A 26,262-nucleotide genomic window follows, 5' to 3' on the forward strand; every position below is an offset into this window, starting at 1 on the left:
TAACTGCAATGTACTATTTTTGATTAAATAATTGTTATATTTTTAAGGTTCTATTCGATCAATCTTATTGGTATTTAAGTTAATTTTAAAATGATCTGCCGGTTGCCCATTCATCGTTTTCAATACTATTTTTGACCAAAGGACTAAATTCTTATTACTCGATTTTTCTAATTGTTTACAGACCATTTCATATTGTTTTAATCTGTTTTTACCTATTTCGGGAATGGCTAATTCATCTGCGTTTTTTAATCTGTAAAAATCAAATATCATATCAAAACCTGTCCAGGATTCAAAATCCTGAATCGCTAAATGATTCGACAATAGCTCTTGTTCGACTTCTGCAGTGTTTGCATTGATTTGTACTAAATCTTTACCGGAAAGTTTTATAATAGCCGCCAGAAATTCAACCGGAAAATCTTCAGGCAAAAAACGCAGGCGAACCAATTCTTTCAAATGCCATCTTGTAAAATCCTCATAATCTTTAGCTTTCAGAATATCTTTATTCCAAATATCAGGACTTTTTATATTTTGCAAATGAGCGTACTCTTCTTCATAAAAAGGAAACAAGTTGTTAAACTTTGAAACGGAACCCACCACGATCGTTTCTACCTCAACTTCTGAATTAGAATGAATCGTCAGTATTTTATACGCTGGTTTATAGGCCGCCAATGAAGGCGTTTGAATGTTAAATAAAGTATTGCCTTTTGCTGTTGTTCTTACTCCTGTATCGTTAATATGCATGTGTCCGCCAAAATGAATTTGAATTCCTGCATCGGCAAATATCTGGGCAACTTCTTCATCCGGCACTCTGTCTAATTGCATTTTATGGGGACCAAACAACAGTTTTAATTCCGGTGAAGCATCATCGTTAAAATCAACCATTGGATAATGACTAAAAGCAATTACTATTTTCCCTTTTTGTCTGGCTTCTGCCGAGACTTTTTTTATCCAGTCTATTAAATGTTTTTTATAAATAAGCACATTATTGTAACCAATGCTGGCTCCGGAAAAATCATTAGGATTATCCAGCGCTCCTGATAATTTTTTGTTAGGAACATACACATTTGCGTCTATTGCCAAAAGCCAAACGCCTTTGATTGGCTCAACCAAATAACTAGCGTCCGGAAGTGATAAATTGGTATTTACAACAGCATACGTTCTTTTTTGTAATCCGGACTCTTTTAAAGCTTTGTCAAAATTATAGCCTTCATAAGTATAGGTCGAAAAAGGAGTTTCCCAATACAAATCATTTTTCTTTGGAAAGAATCCAAAATCAGCCATTTCATTTATGGTCTCTTTATATCCCCAGTTTTTTATATCAGATGTGATTATTGGTTCTAATTGATCTTTATCTTCGGGCAGATTATTTTTAGAGCTGCTTATAATTTGTTCTTTACCTCCTTTGCCTAAAAAATCTGTTTTAAGGGCTTCTTGAGAAAAAGGTCTTACTACATCATGATTTCCTGTTGTTACAAAAAACGACATGCCGTGTTTCCTGGTGTATTTATTCAATATTTTTTTTAATCCCCTAACATGAACGGGTTGTCCGTCATCACTAAAATCCCCCGGAAGTACAACTTGTTTAATTCCTCTTTTTGAAATGTCATTTAAAGCTTCTAAAAATGCAAAATAATTTTCGTTGAAAATTCTGGTAGAGTGTAATTGCGAATTCATTGTTCTTATATTGACATACTCTCCTGTTTCTGGGTTCTTAACTCCTTTGTAATTATTATCTTGAAATTTCCCGAAAATATCCTGCAAATGAACATCGGCAATAAAAGCAATTTTTACTGCAGTATTTTTTTCTGCCTGCTTTGATTTACAGGCATACATAAAAAGTAATAGCAATATTAATCCCAATGCTCTTAACATATAATTTATTTTATAATTATTTATTATCACTATCCGTGACGAATACCAAGCAAAAATAAGATGAAAAAGTTTGCCACGAATTTCTCGAATTTTTATTTCGAAACTGCCTAAAAAACTAGCCACAAATTGGACAGATTTACATAGATTTTTCAATCTGTACAATCAAAATAATTCAGGGTAATTCGAGAAATTCGTGGCAAAAAAACATGTTTGGTATTCTTTGTCCTGCAGGATTAAGAAATCATCATTTTATGAGTAAACGGTGTAAATCCTGTAATATAAACATGTACTCCGTTTGTATGCAAGCTGCCTTTGTGATAGGTGTATTCTTCACTATCTAAATTTTCTATGTTTAGATGTTCGCACTTTCCTGGTCCAAAATGTATAGCATCTTCTCCCGTAGCAACTTCTCCGAATCCAGATCTAAGAAAATAGTTCTTTTTTTCGTCTATTTCTGCTCCTTTGACGATGCTTTCTTCATTAAAACACATTTCAATTGTTACTTCAACGTTTGGAGGTCCGTCGACTTTAAAATCTAAACTCAGCGTTCCATTTTCTTCCGTGATTTCAATTATAGTAATTTGCTTTTTTACATTGCTTTTGGTTCTCGAATCAAAATCCATTTTATTCCAAAATCGACCGTCTGGTGATTCAGATAATTTATAATCCCCATCAGATCTGCGAAATTCTTCGGCAAGCGGCTGGTAATAATCTGCTTCTTTGGTTTCCTTCAGGATGTATTTATTTCCTTCTTTTACGATACCATCGCTGCTAAAATATCCCATTCTAAAAAAGGAAGTAGACAGTCGCATGTATTTTAGTATAGAATCTTGTTTTCTATACATTAGAAAATTAGGATTTGAAGATCTTCCGGAAACAATCTGAACCGGCTGATCGTTACCGCCAAATAGTGTCACGGAGGCTTTTCCGCGCCTGATTCTTGCCAGATTCGAGACTGCAAAAAACTTTTCAAAGTCATTTGCAACTTTACCTTCAACAGGAATTTGTTTCTGAAGTTCCTCATTTTCCATAAAAAAAGCTAATGAATCTGATAAGATATCGGTTGTAAAATCCGGTAGATTTTCAATGCCATTGACCATATACGCAAACATTGCATTATTAGTGCGAATTGCCATGTATCGATACTGCAAATAAAACTTCGTTACTGTTAAAGTCATAAACTGATCCTGCCTTTTCGAATCAACTGTAACCAAATCGCCATTGGGTTCTGTATAATAAAAATAAGTGGTTAGATTTTGGTTCACTATATCTAATAATTCCGGTCTATTAAGTGTTCTTGCCATCGTAATTAATGCTCTGTCAATTACTGCAGAGTAAATCCCGCTTCGTTCAGAATAATGCCCATCTTCATTGATATAAATACCTTCTGCCAGCCATTGATCAATTCTTTTAACATATCTGACATCCGGATACAGGGAATTAATATTGGCTAATGCCGCACAAATAACCCATCTGTGATTTGGAGTATGAACACCTCCTGTTACCATAGCCTCGCCAGCATTCAAAATAAACTTTTTAAATTTATCTTTTAATTGTACTAAATCGCTTTGTTTGTTATTTTTCAAAATAAAAGCAGCAAGACAAATATATTCTAAGACAAAAGCAGTATCGGGAGGAGATTGTCTGTTGCCTCCAGCATCTAATGTGCCATCGCTATATTGTTCTTTTAATAAAATATCTATTGCCTGATTCAGCTTTTCAACTAAAACTTTTGATTTATAATATTCAGATCCGGAATTAGCCATCGAAGCCGTCATTGTTGCAATGGAGTTGGCTACACCACGAAAACTGCTCAGTCTGATTGTGGGGTCAAGAGGTACTTTGCTGAGGATTGTTCTAACAGTGGCATCATTGTTTAAGATGAGCTTTTTCATTAATTGAATATCCTCTTTAGAAGTATTGTTTTTTAAAAACAAATCATTGGCAAAAATAGCATCACTAACTAAAGCTCCTGCCAATGTTAAACCTGATAATCTAATAAATTCTCCACGGCTAATTTGCTTTTTCATCTGTTACTATTTATTGTTTTGAGCGATAAAAGGCTTATTATCTATTCTTTGGATAAAGCTCCGGAGGAGCAACATATTTATAGCCAGTTAATGTCAGGTTAGTAGAATCAAGCTCCAGAGGAGCGATATGTTTACAGGCGACATAATAATTTTTCTTTTTTGAATCTGAATATTTCACCCCGATGGGGTTCTCTCTCATAAATTCATAAACTGCTATAAATATGCTGTTCCGCCGGGACTTCGAATTAATTTCAGTCAACGATTTCCTTATATGTAATTACCTATCATTTATTTTTGAACAGAGACCTAACAGGTTTTAAAAAACTGTTAGATTTAATGATCAACTACTTTTACTAATGTAAAATTTATTCCTAATGGGTTTTTAGTCATTTTACAGATTAAGGGAAAATCCGGATTTTTTATAATCCACATTTCTGTTTCATCAATTTGAGCAATCACGTGCAAAGTATCTAGTAATTTCCCTTCCAGATCAACACTGTTTTTAGGGGCATTTTTATCTAAAACATACGTTGTATTGTTATAAATAAACTTGTTGTTTTTTAGTAAATCGCGATAAGCTGACTGCGAAATCATAAAAAAAGTTTCTGTTGGTTTCAGGTTTAAAACCGGCGCATATTCTCCCTGATTGTAGCTTAATGCTGTTCCGTTTTTTAATGCTTCCGGCAACGTTCTAATGCTGCTTTTTACTCCTCTTGTGTCTAAATTTAATACAAGTGTATCGCCCGCCATTTTAGTAGTAAGCATTAGCGTTCTTGTCTGTCCGTGCAGTTTACAGATATAACTTAATTCTGTATTATTTTTAAGAGACGGAATGTAGTTTTGTGCTATTCCTATTTGATGTATTGTACACAAAAGAAGAATTAATAGTGCTTTTTTCATCTGTTGCATATTTATTTTGTTGGTGGTAAAATGGTTGTTCCCCAAGCCGAAGGTTTTGAATCCATTTCAAAAATCAATTCGCCTCCTTTAGCAATATCATCGTGTAAAATCCAGGCTTTATTGTATGGTTTTCCGTTTAATAATGCTGATTTTATATATTTGTTTTTATCACTCCCTTTCTTCGTGGTAATCTTAAAAATTTTGCCTTCTTCTAACTGCAAAGTAGTTTCTTTAATTAAGGGTGTATTTAATAAATAATATGGCTGTCCGGCATTTGGGTACAATCCCATCATGTGAAACGCCAGCCAGGAAGACATTGCTCCTGAATCATCATTACCGGGTAAACCTTCGTGCGAGGTATTGAAATTATCTTTAATAATGGCTCTGATTCTGTCACTGCTTAAATACGGTTTTCCTATCCAATGGTACAAACAAGGCGTTAAAAAAGAAGGTTCGTTGGCTACATTATATAATTTGGTATCAAAAAAAGTATCCAGTCTGTTTTTAAAAGCCACTTCTCCTCCTGATTTACGAACCAGCTCCGGAACATCATGAGGAATACTTAATGAATACTCCCAAGAATTTCCTTCGTAAAAAAACACGCACCAATGGCAGACATACCAAGGAGATTCAATAATAACAGGTGTATATTTAAAGGTTGGTTTCTGAATTTTTGATTCTCCAAAAACAACATCGTCAAGCCAATTTCCTGCTGCATCTTTTGGCATAATAAATCCTTTAGAACCTGTATTTTCATAATCAGAACGCCATAAATTTTGCCAATTGTCGGCTTGTTTTATGTATTGATTGTATATCTCTGTGTGATTTAATCCTTTGGCGACAGTGGCAATATTATAATCGTTATACGAATAATCTATAGTTCTGTTTCCTGCGCGATCTATACCATACGGCACATAGCCTAAACGTAAATATTCCATTAAACCACCTCTGCCCTCTTTCTCTTCATTTCCGCCGGGAGGCACTGTGGCATCTTTAATCATAGCTCGTAAAGCCACTTCATAATCTATCCCTTTTAGATTTTTTACAAAAGCATCGGCAAGTACGACAGAAGCATTAGAACCGCCTTGTGTACGTCCGTTATCATTACCGCTTCGGCCTTCGGGCAAATAGCCTTCATTTTTGTAAATGTTTAATAACGCATTGACAATTTCGACCTGACGTTTAGGATCTATTAATGTAATCAAAGGACTTGAACTTCTAAAAGTATCCCAAATACAATAAAAATCGTCATAATATGGTTCGTCATTTGTCCATAACGGATTTTCTCCTGTTCGGTTTACAGGCATAATCATGGTGTGATACAAACCTGTATAAAACATTTTTTTATACTCATCCGATGTATCTGCAGAAAGTTTTATACGGCTTAATAATTGTTCCCATTTATTTTCCAGGGAAACTAAAACGGTATTAAAATCCCAATGCGGAATTTCTGCTTCTATATTATTTTTTGCTTTTAATTCACTTAAAAAAGAGATTCCAATTTTAATATTGAGTTCCTGTTTGCCGTCTTTTCCGAAAGAAACTAAAGCTGCTGTTTTTTTTCCTGAATCAAATTGTGCGGATTGATTGTTGTAAAATTTTCCGTTTTTGTAAGTAACATATTTCGCAATTGGCTGATCAAAAACTGCCCAAAAATAAACGGTATAAGCACGACCATTATTCCATCCGCCTCTAATTCTGCTATAGCCACGAACTTCGGTATCAGAGACAATTTCTATTTGAGAACCTACAAATTGCTGGGCTTCTCTGGCGTTTGGTATTGCTTCTTCTCCTAAGAAAAAACCAGGATCAATCTTTAACTCTTTTGAGGTATTTTTGGGATATGTAATGCGATAAAAAGAAACTTTTTCGCCTGTTGTTATTTCGGTTTTTATCTGATTTTCTTTGAAAACAGTTTCATAATACCCCAATTTCACGTTTTCTTCTGCCCTATATGACGTTTGATCTAATTTATCTAATGTTCCTGAAAAGGGCATAATCTGAATGTTTCCGTATTTAGGTCCGCCTCCGGTTCCGCTTACATGAACCTGACTAAATCCTGTAACTTCTTTTGGTACTGGCAGCCAACCGCTATTGGGGCTTGATGTGCAGTCCGGACTTGGTTTTACCATTCCGTAGGGACACGAAGGTCCAATAAAAACTCTGCCAACGCCCTCTGAACCAATCATTGGATCTACGTAATCATGAAGTTGATTTTGCGCATTACTTTTAATAGTAAATAATGCTATTCCTAAAAATATGATAACCTTATTATTTATTTTCATTTGCAATTTTTATTTTTTAGAAAACATTTTTAATGCTTTGGCACACTAGACATTTCTAAATTTAATTCTCCTCCGCCTGTAATATCTTGATGCGAAATAGTAAAATTTTGTACTGCTGTATTGTTGTATTTTATTTTATTTATATAAATGTTATCTGCGTTATTATTAGCCGCTTCAATAACAAATTTTTTACCTTTATAATACTTTGAATTTAACTGAATTGAGATTTTATTGAATAAAGGACTTCCTATCTGATATTGAGGATTTTCATCTGTACCTCCATTCATTTGAAATAATCCAATTTTTAGTAATACATTCAAACTTCCCATTAAACCCTGATCTTCGTCTCCATTGTAACCTGTGTTTGTAGATAACCCGCTAAAGGTTTCTTTCACTACATTTCTCGTCCAATACTGTGTTAAATCCGGTCTGTCTAATACATTAAAAATATAAGATGTTTGTATAGAAGGCTGATTGCCAAAATTTATGGGAATACGGCTAAACTCAGGATGTAATTCGGCATTATGTGAAGTTCCTGAAGTGAATTTTAATTTTTGAGCCGTTTCAAATTGCGTATTTAATTTTGCTGCTGCTTTTTCTTTTCCGCCCATCAATTCTACTAAACCATCAATATCATGAGGCACAAACCATGTTGACTGCGCGCCATTTGATTCTATAAAACCATTTTCATATTTATACGGATCAAAGTTTTCAAGCCATTTTCCATCTACATTTTTAGGACGCATCCATCCGGTTGTTTTGTCAAAAATATTTTGATAATTTTTAGACCTCCCCATAAAATAGTTATAATCTTCTATATGGTTTAATTTCTTGGCCAATTGTGCTAAAGTCCAATCCTGATAAGCATATTCCAGTGTTTGACTGGCACCATCCTGATGGCTTCCAAATTCACCTTCAGGAAGCGGATATGGTACGTAACCTTTTTCTAAATAATATTTTAATCCTCCTCCGCTATTTGTATTGTGTTCATAGCCTGCTTTTCCCATAATACCATTTAAAATATGATTTTTTTTAAGGGCTGTATAAATAAATTCTAAATCATCTTTTACTATTCCTTTTTGAATGGCTGTAATGATAAAAGGTGTGGTCGAAGCTCCGGTCATCACAAAGGTATCATTGCCTCCGGATGGCCCGCGGGGAATCATGCCTCCATCTTTATAATATTGCATTAATGAATGTACAAATTCTTCCATTATCTCCGGATAAACAAGACCCCAAAGTGTATTTATCGTCCACTGAGCTCCCCAAAACGAGTCAGAGTTGTATTGATTGAATTTTGGTTTTCCATTTGCGTTTAAGGGCAATTGTCCTATTCTAAATTTTTCACCTGTGTTATCAGGATAGGCACCATTTGCATCACTAATCATTTTTCTTCCTTGCAAAGCGTGCCAAAGATCTGTGTAAAATCGTCTTTGATCTGTTTCGGTTCCGCCTTCTATTTGTATTCTGCCCAGCAAATTATTCCATTCGGTTTTTGATTGGGTAACTATTTGATCAAAATCCCAATGGGGCAATTCCTCTTGCATATTAACAGAAGCATTTTCTACAGATGTATACGAAATAGCCACTTTCATCAATACTTTTTTATCTGTTTTACCCAAATTAACTAAATAATTGCCTGTAGTATTATTGCGTTCTATTGAAGTAATGGGTTCATTAAGCTTAATTTTAAAAAATACCGTTAATGGTTTTGGACGTCGGAAATTAGTACTCAGTACCAATGATCCGGAAAGTTCATAATCGTTATTTTTTTCCAGAACTCCTTTTGTATTATTGCAGGGTCCTAAGATTGTATTTAGGTTAAAAAGGATTGCTTTTTGTGCGTTTTCCGGAAAGGTATATCTATGAAATCCTACTCTTTTTGTGCTGGTTAACTCAGATGTTATTTGATATCTGTCTAATATCAGATTATGATAACCTGGTGTTATTTTTTCGGTTTCATGACTGAATTTAGAATAAAAATCTGTAAAAATTTTTTCTTTATTTTCTTTAGAAATTATTACAGGCATTACAGAAACTCCAGACATCTGCCATTCATGAATATGGCTAAAGCCTTTTATTGTATCTGTCTTATACTTGTATCCGCCTCCCCAATCACCATTAATTTCTGTATCCGGACTTAAATTTACCATACCAAACGGACGACTTGCCGATGAAAAGAAAAACCATCTTGAATTTTCGGTATCAAGTAAAGGATATACCATATCTACTAATGGCTTCTTTTTTACAGAAGCATTTTTTTCGGTTTTACACGACACTAAAAAAATAAGAAAAAGACTTATTCCTATACGTCCTATTTTATAAATTTTATCCGGTTTCATTTTATTCTATTTATTGGCAGGGATATATACTTGTTTATTCTAACATGTAAAAGTGTAAATACGTGAGTTGAAAATTGACTTGAAAATCAAAATCAACTTTTAGATAAAAAGGAGAAGAAATTTTAATCTTCTTCTCCTTTTATAAAATTAAAATCTATTTACAATTTGCTTTTTCTAGTATCCGTCATTCTGGGTTAGAGCAGGATTTAGAACCAAAGCATTGGTTGGAATTGGGAAAGTACGACGATAGACATCTGAATTTGTTTTGAATCCCCATTGTCCTTCGTATTTACCAAATCGGATCATATCGTTTCTGTGCCATGCTTCCTGCACAAACTCGCGAGCTCTTTCTTTATAAAGATCTTCTAACGTTACATTACTCCAGGGAGCAGAAGTAGATCGATTAGCACGAATCATATTTACCAATGATAAGGCTGATTGTCCTAAAGTTTCATTTCCTCCTCGAAGAATTGCTTCTGCTTTCATAAGGATCACATCTGAATAGCGTAAAAATGGCACATCATTATTTTGATTACGACTTGTTGAAGTGGCATCAGGATAAAATTTGATATTTCTATATCCCATGTTCCATGCAATTTCATCATTTCCGCAATCAAATAAAGCAGGATTCTGACGAAGAACAATATCTGGTGTTAAGTTTACCTGATACGTGTAAGCTGCACTACCATCTGATCCTGTATAGAACTGATCGTATCCTTTTTTGGTTGTACTAACCGTTACCGGAGTAACACCATCATTCATAAATTGCAGGCCTGTTAACCATTGCTTGTTACGAATATCATTTACATCATCAAAATAGGCGTAGAATTCCGGCAAGGTACTTCTGGGTGCACTTGGTGTAAAAGGAATACCAAACTTGGCTCTTTCAGAACGGGGAACATCATAACGGGCATGATACATTTGACCATTATACCCTACAGTCACTGCCGAAGGATCATAAGGAACCGCAAAAATAAACTCTTTCATTAGTGGTCCGTTTGTTGGATAAAACATTTGAAGATAGGTACTTCTTGGTTCAATGGCATACAATCCGGAATTAATAACACCGTCGCAAGCTGCAATACAATCATTGTAACGTGGAGTTCCGGTATAAACAGCAGCATTCAAATACAATTTTGCAAGTAAAGCATTTGCTGTTTGCTTATTTGGTCTTCCGTAAGTTGTAATTCCAGAGGCTGGATTTAAGTTAGGGAGCGCTTTTTTTAATTCTCTTTCGATAAAATTGAAAACAACTTTTCTATCCGATTTAGGATGAGCAGTAAAATCTCCGTAAACGGTATCCAACGGCACATTTCCGTAGCTGTCCATCATAATAAAATAAGAGATGGCGCGCATGGTTTTTAATTCTGCAAGCATTGTAGCTTTATCAGCACCTTCCGGCATTGTTTTTTCTAAAATTGAAACTGCCTGATTACTTGTTCCTATCACTTTTGATGACCAATCCCAAAGACTCGAAATATTACCATTATCAGCTGTCCAGTCATGGTAATGCAGCATTCTGTAACCTTGGTTATCGTACCAGTTACCGCCTCTTGCCGGCATAATAGATTCATCTGTACTTAACGATTGTGTAAACCAGTAAGAGAATGAAAATTCTCCGCGAAAAGCGGCATACACCGGACCTGCTGTCTGGATATATTGTGTTGAATTTTGAGGAAAAACATCTGGTGTAAGCTGCGTTGTAATGGGCACATCAAGATCCTCGCAAGACCATAATAAACCAACCATAAGTATTGGAAGTCCTAAATATTTTAATATATTTTTCATAATTTTTTAGAATTTAATTTTAGAATATCACATTTAAACCAAACAAAAAGGTTCTGGTTTTTGGGTAAAAATTATTTGAATCTACCCCTGGTGCAGTTCCTCCTTGTTCTACCTCCGGATCTATTCCTGAATAACTTGTAATAACAAACAGATTATTTACTGTTTCGTAAATACGGATCTTTTTGATGTATTTACCCACTTTGCCAAAATTATAACCTAACGTCAAGTTGTCCAGTCGAAGATAACTTCCATCTTCTATAAAACGCGTTGAATATTTATACGCATTCAAATCATTGGGCGATTCATTTTGTGCATCGACAAGAATATTGGTTGTCATTGCAGTAGCTGGTCTGAACAAATCAGCACGAGTGGCGTTGAAAATTTTGTTTCCAAATACACCTCTGAAAAAGATGTTTAAATCAAAATTTTTGTATGTAAAATTATTATCCCATCCTAACAGAAATTTAGGCTGTGCACTTCCTGCATAATGATAATCAGTACCAATTGCAGGATTAGTTGTTAAGCTTCCGTCTTTAGCAACGTATTGAGAAACTCCGTTTGCATTTTTTCCAGCATATTGAAGTGTAAAGAATTGTCCTAATGGTTTTCCTTCTTTAAAAATTTGTAATGTACTTCCTGTCTGTCCTCCACCATCTGGCTGTACTCTGCGTATAGAATCTCCTCCAATAAATAATGGGTTTCTTAATTTTGTTATTTCATTCTTGTTCGTTGACCCGTTCAAAGTAGTTGACCAGCTGAAATTTTTAGTTTTAATGGCATTAATAATTAAAGAAGCTTCAACACCACGGTTTGACATATTTCCGCCATTGGCCACAATTGTTCCTACTGGTACTAATACCGGATTAACGGCATAGTTGAAAATCATATCTGTTGTTTTCTTTTCGTATACATCAACAGAACCGGACACTCGTCCTTTCAATATGGTAAAATCAACCCCAAGATTGGCAGTAGCTGTTTTTTCCCATTTCAAATCCGGATTAGCCGCCTGATTTGGTCCATAAGCTCCAATTTGTTGTCCGTTGTAATAAAATGTTCCAAGACTTCCTGAAATAAATTGAGATGTATAAGCATTAAATCCAGAAGAGTTCCCTGTTTGTCCCCAGCTTCCACGAATTTTTAAATCGGTAAAAACATTTTGGTTCTTCATGAATCCTTCTTTATCAATTCTCCAGGCACCACCTACAGAAGGAAAGTATCCCCATTGATTATTAGTTCCAAATACTGAACCTCCGTCTCTTCTAATGGTTCCTTGCAAAAGGTATTTGTCTTTGTAATTGTAATTTAAACGTGCAAATTGAGAGATCAAACGTCTTTTTTGATAGGCTTTACTGTCACCAAAATTTACAACATAACCATTAACAGAAGTATAATTACTTAATGCAAGGTTATTATAACTCACATTATCTACAGGAAAATTAGTTGCTGTGGCCTGAAATCCGTCTCCAAGAACATCTTCCTGCCATGAATAACCAATTACTGCCTTGATTTTGTGATTGCCAAAAGTTTTATCCCAGTTTAAAAAGCTCTCTACTATGGTATTGCTGTTTTGGTAAGAATTTCTTAACGCAGATCCGTTTACACCAAAATTTACTAATTGTTTTGTAAAAGGTGGATCTGGATTATTGTAGAAAGTGGCACTATTATATTTTTGATAATAACTATCATAATACTCTCCGTGTAATGAATTTAATTGTTGATAGGAGAAATTTAAATTATAAGAGAATCCATAAGGAAGTTTTAATTCTCCCGTAATACTACCCACAAAATTATTGGTTTTCGTATCATCATCACCATGATTAATTAAAGCAACGGGATTGAAATAACTGGTTTGAATAAAGTTTTCAAAATAAGATCCGTCCGGGTTTGTAACCGGAGAAACAGGAAGGTGGCTAACCGACTGTAAAAGTGCCGAGTTACGCTGCGGAACATTTGTATACTTACTATTAGAGTTCGTTACGTTTATACCAATTTTTAAGTTATCATCAAATGCAAATTGCTCAACAGCTAAACGTGCAATTATTCTTGAAAAATCACTGCTCAAGAGAACTCCTTCTTTGTTTACAGCGGTTACACTTGCAAAATAATTACCATGCTCTCCACCTCCGCTTAAGGAAAGGTTATGACTGCTTGATTGCGCTCCTGAATTTCTAAGAATTGCTTTTTGCCAATCTGTATTTGCTCCTTTATCATTTTCAGGGGTGAAACTTAAATTGTTCTTAGCTGTAAATGCTCTCAATTGATTCGCATCCATCATATTAAGCTGGTTCGAAACATTCTCAACACCAAAATAATTGCTATACGTAATTTGAGTTCTGTCTTTACTTCCTTTTTTTGTAGTAACCATAATTACTCCATTTGCAGCACGGTTACCGTAAATAGCAGTTGCAGCAGCATCTTTTAAAACATCAATAGTAAGAATGTCATCTGAAGCAATAACCGAAATATCAACGCCAGGAATACCATCTACCACATAAAATGGACCTTGCGAGCTATTTAATGTCGATACTCCACGTAAAACTACTGAAGATTGTTTCGTTGGATCTCCACTTGTAGAGACATTAAGCCCTGAGACTTTACCTTGCAGCATTTGACCAACATCACTAATTACCCCTCTGTTCAATTGATCTCCTTTTATAGAAGCGACTGCAGTTGTTAAATTTTTACGAGTACCTTTTCCATACCCCATTACAACAACTTGTTCTAAATTTGTAGAACCTGAAGTTAATTTAATAGTGTAATTCGTTTTAGAACCGTCTAATTTAATACGTTGTTCGTCAAAACCTATGTATGAAACTATCAATAGAGCATTTTTATTTGAAACGGTCATTTTGAATTTTCCATCAAAATCTGTTACAATATTGTTCGAAGTACCACTTTCAAGTACATTGGCCGCAGGTAACGGCATACCTTTTTCATCCAAAATAACACCTGATATTTCTGTTTTTTGTGCCCATGAGTTGATTGAAAGGCTAAGAAAAAAGGTTAGTAATAAAAGCTTAAGTTTTTCCATAATTATTAATTGGTTAATTGGTTAATATCGTAAAGCGAAAATAATATTAAAGAAATGTTAAGAAATGGACAGGTTATTCAGAAACATGGATTTTTTGATTAAACCCAATAAATACAGGGTATTAAAAAATAATTTTTATATTTTCATACCCTAAAAAACTGACACTATTTTAAAAAGTTCGTGGTTTAAAAACAACATGATTTGACATTTAAATTAAAACTGACCTTTTTTTTAAGATATTGTTAAGATCATATTACGGATTAATCTCGAATTACAGATTAGCATTTACTCCTTCTTTGTTTATTTATTTTAATGTTAAAGATAAAATATAAGATTATCAGGTTTTCGAGGTTTCAGACTTTTAAAATCAAAAATAGTTAGCCAAAAACGACCTGATAAGATATTGTCAACCATAATTTATTCCATCGGAACATTTCATTGGTAGTAGAAAAAAATAGATCGTGAGAAATATCGTCCTGTAAGGACGTTTGATAAATTGTGTGTCTAATCTGTATGTATTTTTGCCGTTATTATTTATAAAATCAAACGTTCCTACGGAACGTAAAAAAATATCGTATTTATTTGACTACCGATGAGATGTTCCAATGGAACAAAAAAGCGATGAGGTTTTAAAACCTCATCGCTTTTTACTTATTTAATTAGTGAGACAATACCAAATTAATATATGCTTTGCTTTACTCCAATTCTTTACTTTCACACCATTTTATTTCCCATTGCTTTATTGATCCTGTTACTTTCAATTCATCAAAAGGAGTATTATTAATTGCTGATTCTCGTTCTGCCTCTAAAAACATTTTCCATCTGGGCCAATAGAATCCTTTATACATACCACGCCATGATCTGGACGCATAATCATTCAAATGACCTTCTCCGCCCCAAAGCGTTATTAACATTTTTGCATTTTTTAAATACAATTTTGATTCATCAGCAGAACTTCCGTAATCCCAAGCCGATTTTAGCCAATAACTCAAATTATTAAAAGGTTGTCCAGAAATCATATTGTCTATATCTAAAGCCTGTTTTTCTATCGTCTTAAATAACTCATCTCCTTTTGCAATGTCTTTTAACTGATAAGCGGTCACGCACTCTATCAATAAATCATCAATACAAAGTGAGTAATAATGTCTGGAAACGTCTAATAAATCATAAAAGAAAAGGCTCTTCTTGTCAAAATTTTTAGCTTCTCTATTCAAAATATCTATAGCCTGTTTTAGTTTTTCTTTGTCTCCGGGATTTCCTTTAAAGTCTGTTATTTGTAATGTAGGCCGTTTAAAAAACAAATAAGCTCCGGCTTTATCATTCCACCAACGGGTTTCCCAATACTTAGTACTATATACGGATTCAATAAGCAATTGCCAGGCTTGAAAAACAGGTGCCGTTGTTGCTTTTCCATATCTGGCGTTCAAATATTGCTGCAGCCAATCGTTTACAGATTCTTTTCCTTGTGTCCACGGAAGATCATAAATATATTCGTAAACAATCGAGTTGTTGTTTAACCCCTCGGGCATTACTCCGTATCCTACAACATTTCCTTTATTGGAGTTTTTTAATAAACTCGTCAATTCATTTTTGTAGAAATTCAAATCTCCATAAACCGGATTTGATCCTCCATAATTATGTACATAACCATAAGTCCATTGTTTTCCGTAAAAGGCTTCCTGATTTTCCCATACTTTATACCTGTCATTAGCATAATCCTGAATTATCATTCTGTCGTCAGGCACTTTACTTAAAAATGCTTTAGTTGCTTCTTTAGTCCAAAATTCTTTATTATCCCCAAAAAGCCAACCCTGCATAACCCAAGTGGCTCCGGGTGAAGCCTCATTAATGGTTTCGAATATTGTATTGCCATAATCTGAAAGTTCTTCATTTTTGTGATCTTTAGAAACAGGCGGGGTTATTTCGTTAAAAGAATCGGCTAAATAAAAATCAGCTGGTCCGTAAAATTTAGTATAAATTTCTATAAAACGTTTTCCTAATTCTTTAAACAATGGATCTTTTGAATCTAACAAATAGGTACTCTCAAAACCTCCTCCGGACCAGGATTTCAATTCCGTTATTTTTGAATTAGGGTGTTGCTCCGCAAATACTTTGGGTACGTAACCACTAAAAGCGGGTACTACAGGATGCATACCCAATGCTTTCATTCGTTGCAATATTTGTTTTTGAATAGTACTCTTTTTAGTAATCCATTCCTGAGGCAAAGGTCCCTCCAGACTATTTATATTTCCCATTCTCTGCCATGGCAAAAAAGCCGGTCCTGTAAAGTGAGCTTCTAATTGACTGCGGGTCAATCCATATTCTTTCCATAATTCCTGCCAAACCGCTTCTTGCCCTTCCATTGCTGTTGGCAGATTAATACCATGAAGTGCCATCCAGTCAATTTCTTGTTCCCATCGTTTCCAATCCCACCAAGGAGTGGTATAACCAAAAGTACAAGCATTTAAATATTCTCTGTATTTAAACGGCGTTGATTCCTTTTTTGAATACTTTGGCCAACTTTTGGGTAAATCAATTCTGTTTCCTTCCCAACTGACTAAAACTGCTCCTATTTCTCTTAGAAAACGATACGTTGCATAACATAGTGCCGTATTAGAGGTTGCTTTAATTTTTACCCTGTTTTTTATAGTTTTAACTTCAAACCAATCCTCTCCATTGGAATCTTTGTTATCAACAATAAAAAAATCAAACTCATTCACTCTTTTTCCAATAAGCCTTTCCAGTACACCATATGCCATTTGGGTATCTTTCCCATTTTTGCTGTATCCGTTTGTTACAAATAAAAAAACAACAAGAAAAGAAATTAACCTTTTCATTATTCTGTTTTTAACGATTTCCTTTATCATTTTGTATGCTATTTTAATTCCTTAGACTAGTATTTTTTTATCAATTATGAAATTTATTTTGATATGCTTTTTTCTAAATTGTCTCCTGATTAATTGAGCACTTTCTTAACAAGAAGTAAATAATATTATTTTACCCGTTTAGAAGTGCCCAATCAAGATTTAAAAACAAAAACAAACTTTTTTATGAATCACAAAACTATCTAAACAACGTCCTACGCAGATGGACGCATTATTCAAAACTATAGATTTATTGACCTTTATTGTAAAACAGCACCAAACTGAAGGTTCAATAAGAAGAATTATTGATTTATGGAGATGAATGTTTTACAATTATGGAATCAAAAAGGGACTACAATACGGTAATGTCTGAACACAAGTATTATAAATCAATTTTAAATACGAATTTGCACAAACTTCAATAACCAACTTACTCACTTCATTTGAAGAATAAGAACCAAATATCGATTTTATCATTACTTTTAAAAACTGAAAAGAAAAAAGTATATTCTTTATGCCGAATTAATACTTAACAATTTAATTCAAAAAAAAACGGCTTTAGTATCATTGAGAAAGGTATTTTATTTCACAATTCCTTTTAGGATGCAAGAAGAAAATGTATCAAAAAAGTATCTCTTTTTTTTAATATCAGTTTTATAAAAGACATAATTTTTAAAAAAAACAATCAAAAAAACAGTATATGAAAGCACTCATTTTCTCATTTTTACTCTTATTTTCCAATTCTTTTTTTGGTCAAAAAAAAGCAACATCTTTATTATCAAACCCAATAAGTGAGGGCTATTTTGCAGATCCAAGTATTGTTAAATATAAAGATACTTTTTATATTTATGCTACAATAGATCCATGGGGAAGTAATGAATTGGCCGTTTTAGCTACTAAAGATTTTAAGACCTTCGATCAAAAACACCTCAACTGGCCTACAAAAACAGCCTGTACAAGTGCTACTTCCGGCGATGCAATGGTCTGGGCACCATCTGTGGTTAAAACTAAAAACGGAAAATATTTTATGTATGTTTCTGTGGGAAGCGAAGTTTGGGCAGGTGTTGCAGATAATCCTCTTGGTCCCTGGAAGAATGCAAAAGCAGATAATTCTCCTTTAATTAAAAAAAATCTTTTTGAAGGCTATCATATGATCGATGCCGAATGTTTCATAGACGATAATAGTCAGATTTATTTGTACTGGGGTTCCGGACTGAATTGGGTAAATGGAAAATGTTTTATAGTAAAACTAAAAAATGACGGTGTCACTTTTGATGGTGCTCCACAAGATATTACTCCGCCAAATTATTTTGAAGCTCCTTTTATGTTAAAGAAAAACAATACATATTACTTAATGTATTCTGAAGGAAAAGCGACAAATGCAACTTATAAAGTACGATATTCAACTGGTAAAACTCCTTTTGGTCCATGGAAAGAAGGTGTTAACAGCCCAATTTTGACAACTTCAAAAGATAGTACGACAGTTGGACCCGGACATCATACTGTTTTTAATGTAAAAGGTCAGGATTATATATTATACCACCGCATATTTCCTCAAAAAAAAGATTATGTTTTACGACAACTTTGTATCGACAGTTTAAATTTTGACAACAAGAGAAATATCAAAAAAGTAATTCCAAAAGGAGTATCCGAATTCTAGAACCTTTTACTCTTGTTCTTAAAAGAGTTTGTGAGACCCCGTATTAATTACGAACTTAAATATCTCAAAAGTGATGGAATTGCATATTAAAGAAGAAGGTCATTTGCGACCTTCTTCTAAACTAAAACTTCTTTTTTTTTAATTAATTCTCCCCCCAGTCATATCTTACACGAAATACACCATTACTTGTTATATCAATATGGTATAAAAGCAAACATTTAAATTATAATTTTAAACTTCTCGAAAAGTCAAAATAGGACTAAGATGTTGGATTAGAATACTTATTACTTCTGCAAATGTCAAACGGTACCAACTGAACACAGGTGATGCTTTTTTCTTTAAAAAACTGTGTCCATGTGGTTTTATTAAAAAGGTATTTATACTTTATCTTCAGCCCCCACCTATCTCGTATCATTAAATAATTATTGTGTTTTCATCTATTCTACTTTCAATGTTATAACTTTGTTTAGATGAAAATTTTAGTAATAGAAGACGATCAAAGAGTAGCAGAACTCATTCAAAGAGGGCTCACAGAGCACGGATTTATTCCAACACTAGCTTATGATGGTTTATCCGGAAAAAAACTAGCCCTTAATAATCAATATGATCTGATTATTACAGATATTATCTTGCCCAAACTTGACGGACTTGATCTCTGTAAAGAGATACGCCAAATTAAACCCGATTTACCTATAATAATGCTTACTGCATTAGGCACAACCAATGATAAAGTAGAAGGTTTTGATGCTGGAGCAGATGATTATCTGACAAAACCTTTTGAAATGAGAGAGCTTTTAGTTCGTATTAGAGCCTTATTAAAGAGAAGTAATAATACTATAAATAATATCGGTTTTATTCTGAAATATGCTGATCTTGAAATGAATCTGCAAACCAAAAATGTAGTAAGAAACAAAACGGAAATAAACCTTACTCCAAAAGAATTTAAGCTCTTAGAATATATGCTCCAAAATTCGGAGCGTGTTTTATCCCGAACAGAAATTGCAGAGAAAGTATGGGATACTCTTTTTGATACTGGCACAAATTTTATTGATGTCTATATTAATTATCTAAGAAAAAAAATAGATAAAAATTTTGATAAAAAACTCATTCATACCCGATCCGGAATGGGATTTATTTTGAAAGCAGAATGAAAATCAGAACCAGACTAACCATATTGTTTACTATTATAACAGCTACTATTTTATTGGTATTTGCTGCTATTATTCTGGTTTCTGCAAGAGAAAACAGGGAAAAAGAGTTTTATGCATTATTAAAAAAGGAAGCAATTACCAAAGCCAATTTATTCTTTAATGCCAAAGTAAACAGTAAGACATTACAAGATATTTATAAAAACAATCGAGCGACATTAAATGAAGTTGAAGTTGCCATTTATACCACCTCATTTCAATTATTGTATCATGATGCTGTTGATATAGATGTTGTAAAAGAAACCAAACCAATGATTGATCAAATCGTCCAGAAAAGCGAAATACAGTTTTATCAGAATGATTGGCAGGTAATTGGAATGAAATATAAATTTCAAGAAAAAGAATATGTAATTACGGCTGCAGCATACGACGGATTTGGCTATATAAAGTTAGATAACTTGCTCGAAACCTGCATTATTGTCTTCATCATATCTATTTTGCTGCTCTATATAGCAGGTCGCTTTTTTTCAAAAAAAGCATTTGAACCTATCGTTAGAATGACAAATAAAGCAAAAAACATTTCGGCTACAAATCTTGACCTGCGATTAGACACAAACCAAAGTAAAGATGAAATATCAGAACTGGCAGCTACTTTTAATAAAATGCTAAACCGTCTGGAGAATTCCTTTGATTCACAAAAGCAATTTGTTTCTAATATTTCTCACGAATTACGAACACCTCTTTCGGCTATTATTACAGAACTTGAATTATCAACCAATAAAGAACGAAATAACGAAGAATATAAAGTCGTAATCTCAAACACATTACAAGATGCTAAAAAAATAGCGAAATTATCTAATAGTTTACTCGATCTTGCTAAAGCAAACTATGATCCTGCAGAAATTGCATTCAAAAAAGTACGTATTGATGAAGTTTTACTTGATGCCCAACAACAAGTTCAAAAATCAAATCCAAATTATAATATAGCTATTCATTTTGAAAATGATTTTGAAGATGATGACCAAATCACAGTTAATGGAAATGAATATTTACTAAAAGTAGCTTTTGTAAACCTGTTCGAAAATGGTTGTAAATTCTCCGAAAGCAAGCAAAGTAAAGTTGCCATCTTGTTTAAAAAAGAGGCCATTATTTTGCGATTTTCCGATAATGGTATTGGAATTTTAGAAGAAGACTTAAAACATATCTTTAAACCATTTTATCGAGGATTAAATAAAATTTATGCCGATGGAAATGGTATTGGATTGTCTTTGACCCAAAAAATCATTTTACTTCATAACGGAACAATCTCTGTTACATCTAATAAAAAAACAGGAACGATATTTACGGTTGAGCTTTGTCATGATGTAAAAAATGTTACAGCTTAAATCTTGCTAGTACAATTAAATTATTTTTTCACGCAGATTTAAACAGATGCACGCAGATAATTTTTTAATAGATCAAAAAAACAAATCTGCCAAAATCTGCTCCCGATAGCTATCGGGAGTGGCTAAAAACAATTATACTTACAAGGTTGAAAAAACCTGGCAGGATAGCCAAAACAACTTTCTAATAAAATTCTAATTTTTTTCTAAAACATCTCTAACAACCCCTCTTCAGGGGTTGCTCTATTTTTGCACCATTATAAAAGGAAGCTGTTTTGTTTAATAAAAATAGTTCTCGCCTAAACTTCAACGTAAACCTAACAGCTTTTCATAACCTGTTAGGTTTACATAAAAACAAACTATTATGATGCACAAAAGAAAATCCAAGTACAGACTCTTAATATTCAAAAATCTAAATCAAAATAGTATTCTTTTTTTAATTGCAATGACCATCCTTGCTGCATGTAATGATAAAAAAATAACAATAGAAAAAGATAATTATTCCGTACAAAACGATACTATTCTTGTTCCTGAAACATCTACAATTGCACCTAAACTAAGATTGGAAACTGTTAAATCCGAGCAATATCAATCCCAATTAATAACGGCTGGAACGGTAAAAGCAATTCCTAATTTTTATGCAGAAATTGCTCCTCCATTTTCTGGCAGAGTAACCAAAGTATATTTAAAACTAGGCATGAAAACTCAGGCTGGAACACCCCTTTTCGAAATGGTTTCACCTGATTTTATTGATGCACAAAAAAACTTCTTTCAGGCAAAATCGACTTTTCAAATAGCGAAGCTTTCGTTAAGACGCCAACAAGATTTAAAAAGTAATGGTGTAGGTTCTCAAAAAGATTTAGAAGAAGCAGAAACCAACTTTCAAGTAAACGAAAAAGAGTATCAAAATGCTGTTGCGAGCTTAAAAATATTTGGGGTAAATGTGAACAAACTTGTTTTTGGTCAACCCTTAATAATTACCTCCCCTATTGCGGGAGAAATCATAACAAACGAAGTAGTCATGGGGCAATATATAAAAGCTGATGATGCTCCCAAAGCTAAAGTTGCCGATTTAAAAAAGGTTTGGGTTGCAGGACAGATTAAAGAAAAAGATATTCGTTTTATACAGGAATTAGATGGTGCCGAAATTCAGGTTGCCTCTTGTCCTGATAAAAAAATCACAGGCAAAATATACCATGTCGACGAAATGGTTGATGAAGCCACCCGTAGTGTACAAGTATTAATTGAATGTCTTAATAAGGATCACACTCTTAAACCCGGTATGTATGTAACTGTGAAATTTATCGATACACCAAAAAACACCTTATTTGTTCCCGCCAAAGCTGTCTTACAGTTTAACGACAAAAGTTTTGTATTTGTAAAACTCGCAAAAGGAAAATATGCTAGACGTTATGTTGAAACTGGAATTTCCAACAATGGAAAAATAGCAATACAATCCGGATTAAAATCAAATGAAACAGTTATAAGCGAAGGTGCTTTTTATCTGCTTGAAGCGAAATAAAGTCAAGAGGTTCTGAGTTGCAAAGGGACAAAGGGACAAAGGTTTTCTGTAGATAGCGTTAAAAAACTTTTGAATCCTTTTAATCCTTTATCCCGATAACTATCTGGAGTGGCAAAAAAATTAACCGCAAAGATTCACCAAAGGTTCGCAAAGGTTTGAAATCCTAATAATCTGAGTATTCCGGGAGCTATCGGGAGTGGCAAAAAAAATACCCAATCTTTAAACCTTAGTATCTCAGAACCTCTGAACCTCTGAACCTTTGAGCCTTTGAGCCTTTGAACCTTTGAGCCTTTGAACCTTAACAAGAAAAAAAATGAAACAAAATATATTTGAAACAACAATAGCAAAACGCTGGCTTATTCTGGCGTTATTTTTACTCCTTTCTTTATTTGGCTACTATTCGTGGACAAAACTCTCGGTAGAGGCTTACCCTGATATTGGAGATGTAACCTCGCAAGTTGTAACACAGGTTCCCGGTCTTGCTGCCGAAGAAATAGAACAACAAATCACTATTCCGATCGAACGTGCAATAAACGGTTTACCGGGCATGCATGTTATGCGAAGCAAAAGTACTTTTGGATTATCTATGGTAACCATCGTTTTTGATGATGGTATCGAAGATTACTTTGCACGAACAAGAATTCAGGAACGTTTAAATGATGTCGAATTACCATATGGAGCAACACCCGGATTAGACCCGCTGACCTCTCCTACCGGCGAAATATTTCGCTATATCATTGAAAGCAAAAGCCATGATTTACGCGAGTTAAGTGAATTACAGGAGTACACCATTATTCCTAGAATCAAGCAGGTTTCAGGCGTTGCTGATGTTACCAATTTTGGCGGAATCACAACGCAATATCAGGTTGAACTTGATCCTCGAAAAATAGAGCAATATGGTTTATCACTAAGCGAAATAACTGAAACTATCGAAAAAAACAATGCCAATGTTGGCGGGAGCGTCATCAATCGTGGTGATCAATCATATGTTGTACGCGGAATAGGTTTGGTAAAAAATCTGAATGATATTGGCCGAATTGTAGTGAAATCGGTAAATGGAGTTCCTATTTATTTAAACGATATTGGAAAATTAAAATACGGAAATCTCGAGCGCAAAGGTGCATTGGGATATACAGACAAACGTGGTGTCGACTATTCGGATAATATCGAAGGAATTGTGCTTTTGCTGAAAAATCAAAACCCATCGGTAGTTTTAAAAGGTGTAAACGAAGCGGTTGATGATTTAAATAAAAACTATCTTCCGGAAGGAGTTCAGATCCATACTTTTTTAGACAGAACCAGTTTGGTAGAAACAACACTTTCTACTGTTTCTCATACTTTATTAGAAGGAATGGCACTGGTAATTATTGTATTAATTGTTTTTCTGGGTAGTTGGAGAGGTGCTTTATTAGTAGCAATTACAATTCCTATTTCACTTTTAATTGCTTTTATCTTAATGAAACTTACCAATATTCCAGCCAATTTACTTTCGCTGGGAGCAATTGATTTTGGAATTATTGTAGATGGCGCAATCGTAATGATGGAAACTATCCTGAAAAAACGAGAGGATAATGAAGACGTAGAACTCACCGAAAAAAGCATTGCAGAGCGAGTAAAAAGTGTTGCTCGTCCTATCTTTTTTGCTACTCTGATAATTATTACGGCTTACCTGCCCTTATTTGCCTTTGAGCGTGTAGAGAAAAAACTATTCACCCCAATGGCATTTACTGTCGGATATGCACTTTTTGGAGCATTATTGGTTGCTTTGCTGCTTATTCCGGGATTGGCATATTTTATCTATCGCAAACCACAAAAAATGTATCACAATAAATGGCTGGACAAACTCACGGGTTCTTATCATAATCGCATTCAAAAAATAATGCAGGCTCCAAAAAAAGTATTTGCACCTTTAATTGCAGTATTAGTCCTTGCATTTGCGCTTACTGTATTGGTAGGAAAAGATTTTTTACCTCCTTTGGATGAAGGCTCAATTTGGCTGCAAGTTTCATTACCGCCAGGTATTACTTTAGAGAAATCAAAAGAAATGAGTGATACGCTGCGTCATCGAACTTTAAAACATGATGAAGTAACTTATATGATGGTACAAGCAGGACGCAATGATGATGGAACAGATGCCTGGACGCCTTCTCATTTTGAATGCAGTATTGGGTTAAAACCTTATAATGAGTGGAAATCAGGTAAAACCAAAGCCGATTTAATCAAAGAACTTGCTGCCGAATATGCAACTATGCCCGGATATAATGTTGGTTTTTCGCAACCCATGATCGATGGTGTAATGGATAAAATCTCTGGAGCGCACAGCGAATTGGTTGTAAAAGTTTATGGTGAAGATTATAAGGAAACGCGCCGAATTGCCGAAGATATTATTCAAACGCTTAAAAATGTAAAAGGAGCTGTAGACTTAGCTATTGACCAGGAACCTCCTTTACCACAAATACAGGTTATTGCCGATCGTCAAAAGATTGCTCAATACGGGTTGAACGTAGATGATGTTTCAGAATTGATAGAAGTTGCTATGGGAGGAAAAGCCGTTTCTCAAATTTTTGTTGGCAACAAAGTCTACGACATCACTACACGTTACAATGAAGAAAGCCGTGATAATCCTGAAAAAATAGGAAACCTAATGCTTACTAATTCCGAAGGAATAAAAATTCCTTTATCACAAGTATGCGACATCAAACTCAATACCGGAGAAAGTACTATTGCCCGAGAAATGAACAAACGACATCTTACTGTTCGTTTAAATTTAAGAGACACCGATTTAAGTTCTTTCCTGAGTGAAGCACAATCCAAAATTGAAGAAAAAATAAAATATGATCATGAACAATTTAAGATAAAATGGGGTGGACAATTTGAAAATCAAGAACGCGCCTATAGCCATTTGGCAATAATAGTTCCTCTTGCTCTGGCGCTAATGTTTGTATTATTATATGGTGCATTCGGGAAATTTCGTCAGGCAGGATTATTAATGAGTATCGTTCCGCTGGCATTATTTGGAGGAATGTTGGCACTTAATGTACGTGGCATGACGCTCAATGTGTCTTCGGCAGTTGGTTTTATCGCCTTGTTTGGCGTTGCGATACAAAACGGAGTTATCATGATTTCGCACATTAACCAGCTTCGCAAAAAAGGAATGGACTTACTCTGCGCAGTTACAAATGGAGCAAAACAACGCTTCCGACCAGTATTAATGACTGCAACAGTAGCTGTATTGGGCTTATTACCAGCTTCACTGGCAACCGGTATAGGCAGCGATGTACAAAGACCCCTTGCAACAGTAATTGTCTACGGATTGCTATTTTCTACGATACTAACGCTATTCGTTTTACCATCACTTTACTATCTCATCGAGAAAAAATTTGATGAGGGAAATGAAGTGCAAAAAGATGAAATCAATAATCAATAAAATGATGAATT

General features: G+C 34.2%; 14 protein-coding genes. 5 read left to right on the forward strand and 9 right to left on the reverse strand.

Going from position 1 to position 26,262, the window contains the following annotated elements; all coding sequences use genetic code 11:
• Positions 1-42 precede the first annotated feature (42 nt).
• The 9 genes from CHB81_RS15845 to CHB81_RS15880 form a co-directional block, all read right to left on the reverse strand.
• Positions 43-1,872 (reverse strand): metallophosphoesterase, encoded by a 1,830-nt coding sequence (locus tag CHB81_RS15845; RefSeq protein ID WP_089352837.1) that lies wholly within the window; start codon positions 1,870-1,872, stop codon positions 43-45.
• Between the two features lie 233 nt (positions 1,873-2,105).
• The gene (locus CHB81_RS15850) at positions 2,106-3,902 is read right to left on the reverse strand and encodes a hypothetical protein (protein ID WP_089352838.1); all 1,797 of its coding nucleotides are present in this window, start codon (positions 3,900-3,902) and stop codon (positions 2,106-2,108) included.
• A 37-nt stretch (positions 3,903-3,939) separates the two neighbouring features.
• Positions 3,940-4,101 (reverse strand): hypothetical protein, encoded by a 162-nt coding sequence (locus CHB81_RS26905; RefSeq protein ID WP_176427535.1) that lies wholly within the window; start codon positions 4,099-4,101, stop codon positions 3,940-3,942.
• Between the two features lie 134 nt (positions 4,102-4,235).
• Complete coding sequence (locus CHB81_RS15855) at positions 4,236-4,802, reverse strand: hypothetical protein (RefSeq protein WP_089352863.1); 567 nt, start codon at positions 4,800-4,802, stop codon at positions 4,236-4,238.
• An 11-nt stretch (positions 4,803-4,813) separates the two neighbouring features.
• On the reverse strand, positions 4,814-7,087 hold the full coding sequence (locus tag CHB81_RS15860; RefSeq protein WP_089352839.1) for a GH92 family glycosyl hydrolase: 2,274 nt from the start codon (positions 7,085-7,087) through the stop codon (positions 4,814-4,816).
• Between the two features lie 29 nt (positions 7,088-7,116).
• Positions 7,117-9,429 (reverse strand): GH92 family glycosyl hydrolase, encoded by a 2,313-nt coding sequence (locus CHB81_RS15865; RefSeq protein WP_089352840.1) that lies wholly within the window; start codon positions 9,427-9,429, stop codon positions 7,117-7,119.
• A gap of 174 nt (positions 9,430-9,603) precedes the next feature.
• A complete protein-coding gene (locus CHB81_RS15870; RefSeq protein ID WP_089352841.1) occupies positions 9,604-11,217 on the reverse strand; it encodes a RagB/SusD family nutrient uptake outer membrane protein in 1,614 nt (537 codons plus the stop codon).
• Positions 11,218-11,236: 19 nt separating this feature from the next.
• Positions 11,237-14,248 (reverse strand): SusC/RagA family TonB-linked outer membrane protein, encoded by a 3,012-nt coding sequence (locus CHB81_RS15875; RefSeq protein WP_089352842.1) that lies wholly within the window; start codon positions 14,246-14,248, stop codon positions 11,237-11,239.
• Between the two features lie 695 nt (positions 14,249-14,943).
• A complete protein-coding gene (locus tag CHB81_RS15880) occupies positions 14,944-17,085 on the reverse strand; it encodes an alpha-N-acetylglucosaminidase (RefSeq protein ID WP_254921128.1) in 2,142 nt (713 codons plus the stop codon).
• Positions 17,086-17,812: 727 nt separating this feature from the next.
• Here CHB81_RS15880 and CHB81_RS15885 point away from each other — a divergent pair.
• The 5 genes from CHB81_RS15885 (at position 17,813) to CHB81_RS15910 (ending at position 26,251) form a co-directional block, all read left to right on the forward strand.
• Positions 17,813-18,772: a family 43 glycosylhydrolase gene (locus CHB81_RS15885; protein WP_089352844.1), complete on the forward strand. Its 960-nt coding sequence runs from the start codon at positions 17,813-17,815 to the stop codon at positions 18,770-18,772.
• Positions 18,773-19,242: 470 nt separating this feature from the next.
• Positions 19,243-19,923: a response regulator transcription factor gene (locus CHB81_RS15890; RefSeq protein ID WP_089352845.1), complete on the forward strand. Its 681-nt coding sequence runs from the start codon at positions 19,243-19,245 to the stop codon at positions 19,921-19,923.
• The gene (locus CHB81_RS15895) at positions 19,920-21,305 is read left to right on the forward strand and encodes a HAMP domain-containing sensor histidine kinase (RefSeq protein WP_089352846.1); all 1,386 of its coding nucleotides are present in this window, start codon (positions 19,920-19,922) and stop codon (positions 21,303-21,305) included. The genes CHB81_RS15890 and CHB81_RS15895 overlap by 4 nt, the downstream gene beginning before the upstream one ends.
• Before the next feature lie 361 nt (positions 21,306-21,666).
• The gene (locus tag CHB81_RS15900; protein WP_089352847.1) at positions 21,667-22,824 is read left to right on the forward strand and encodes an efflux RND transporter periplasmic adaptor subunit; all 1,158 of its coding nucleotides are present in this window, start codon (positions 21,667-21,669) and stop codon (positions 22,822-22,824) included.
• Between the two features lie 313 nt (positions 22,825-23,137).
• Entirely contained in the window at positions 23,138-26,251 is a 3,114-nt protein-coding gene (locus tag CHB81_RS15910) for an efflux RND transporter permease subunit (protein ID WP_089352849.1), read from the forward strand.
• The last annotated feature ends 11 nt before the right edge of the window (positions 26,252-26,262 follow it).

Origin of the sequence: Flavobacterium sp. ov086 (assembly GCF_900187965.1) — a bacterium.
GTDB lineage: Bacteria > Bacteroidota > Bacteroidia > Flavobacteriales > Flavobacteriaceae > Flavobacterium.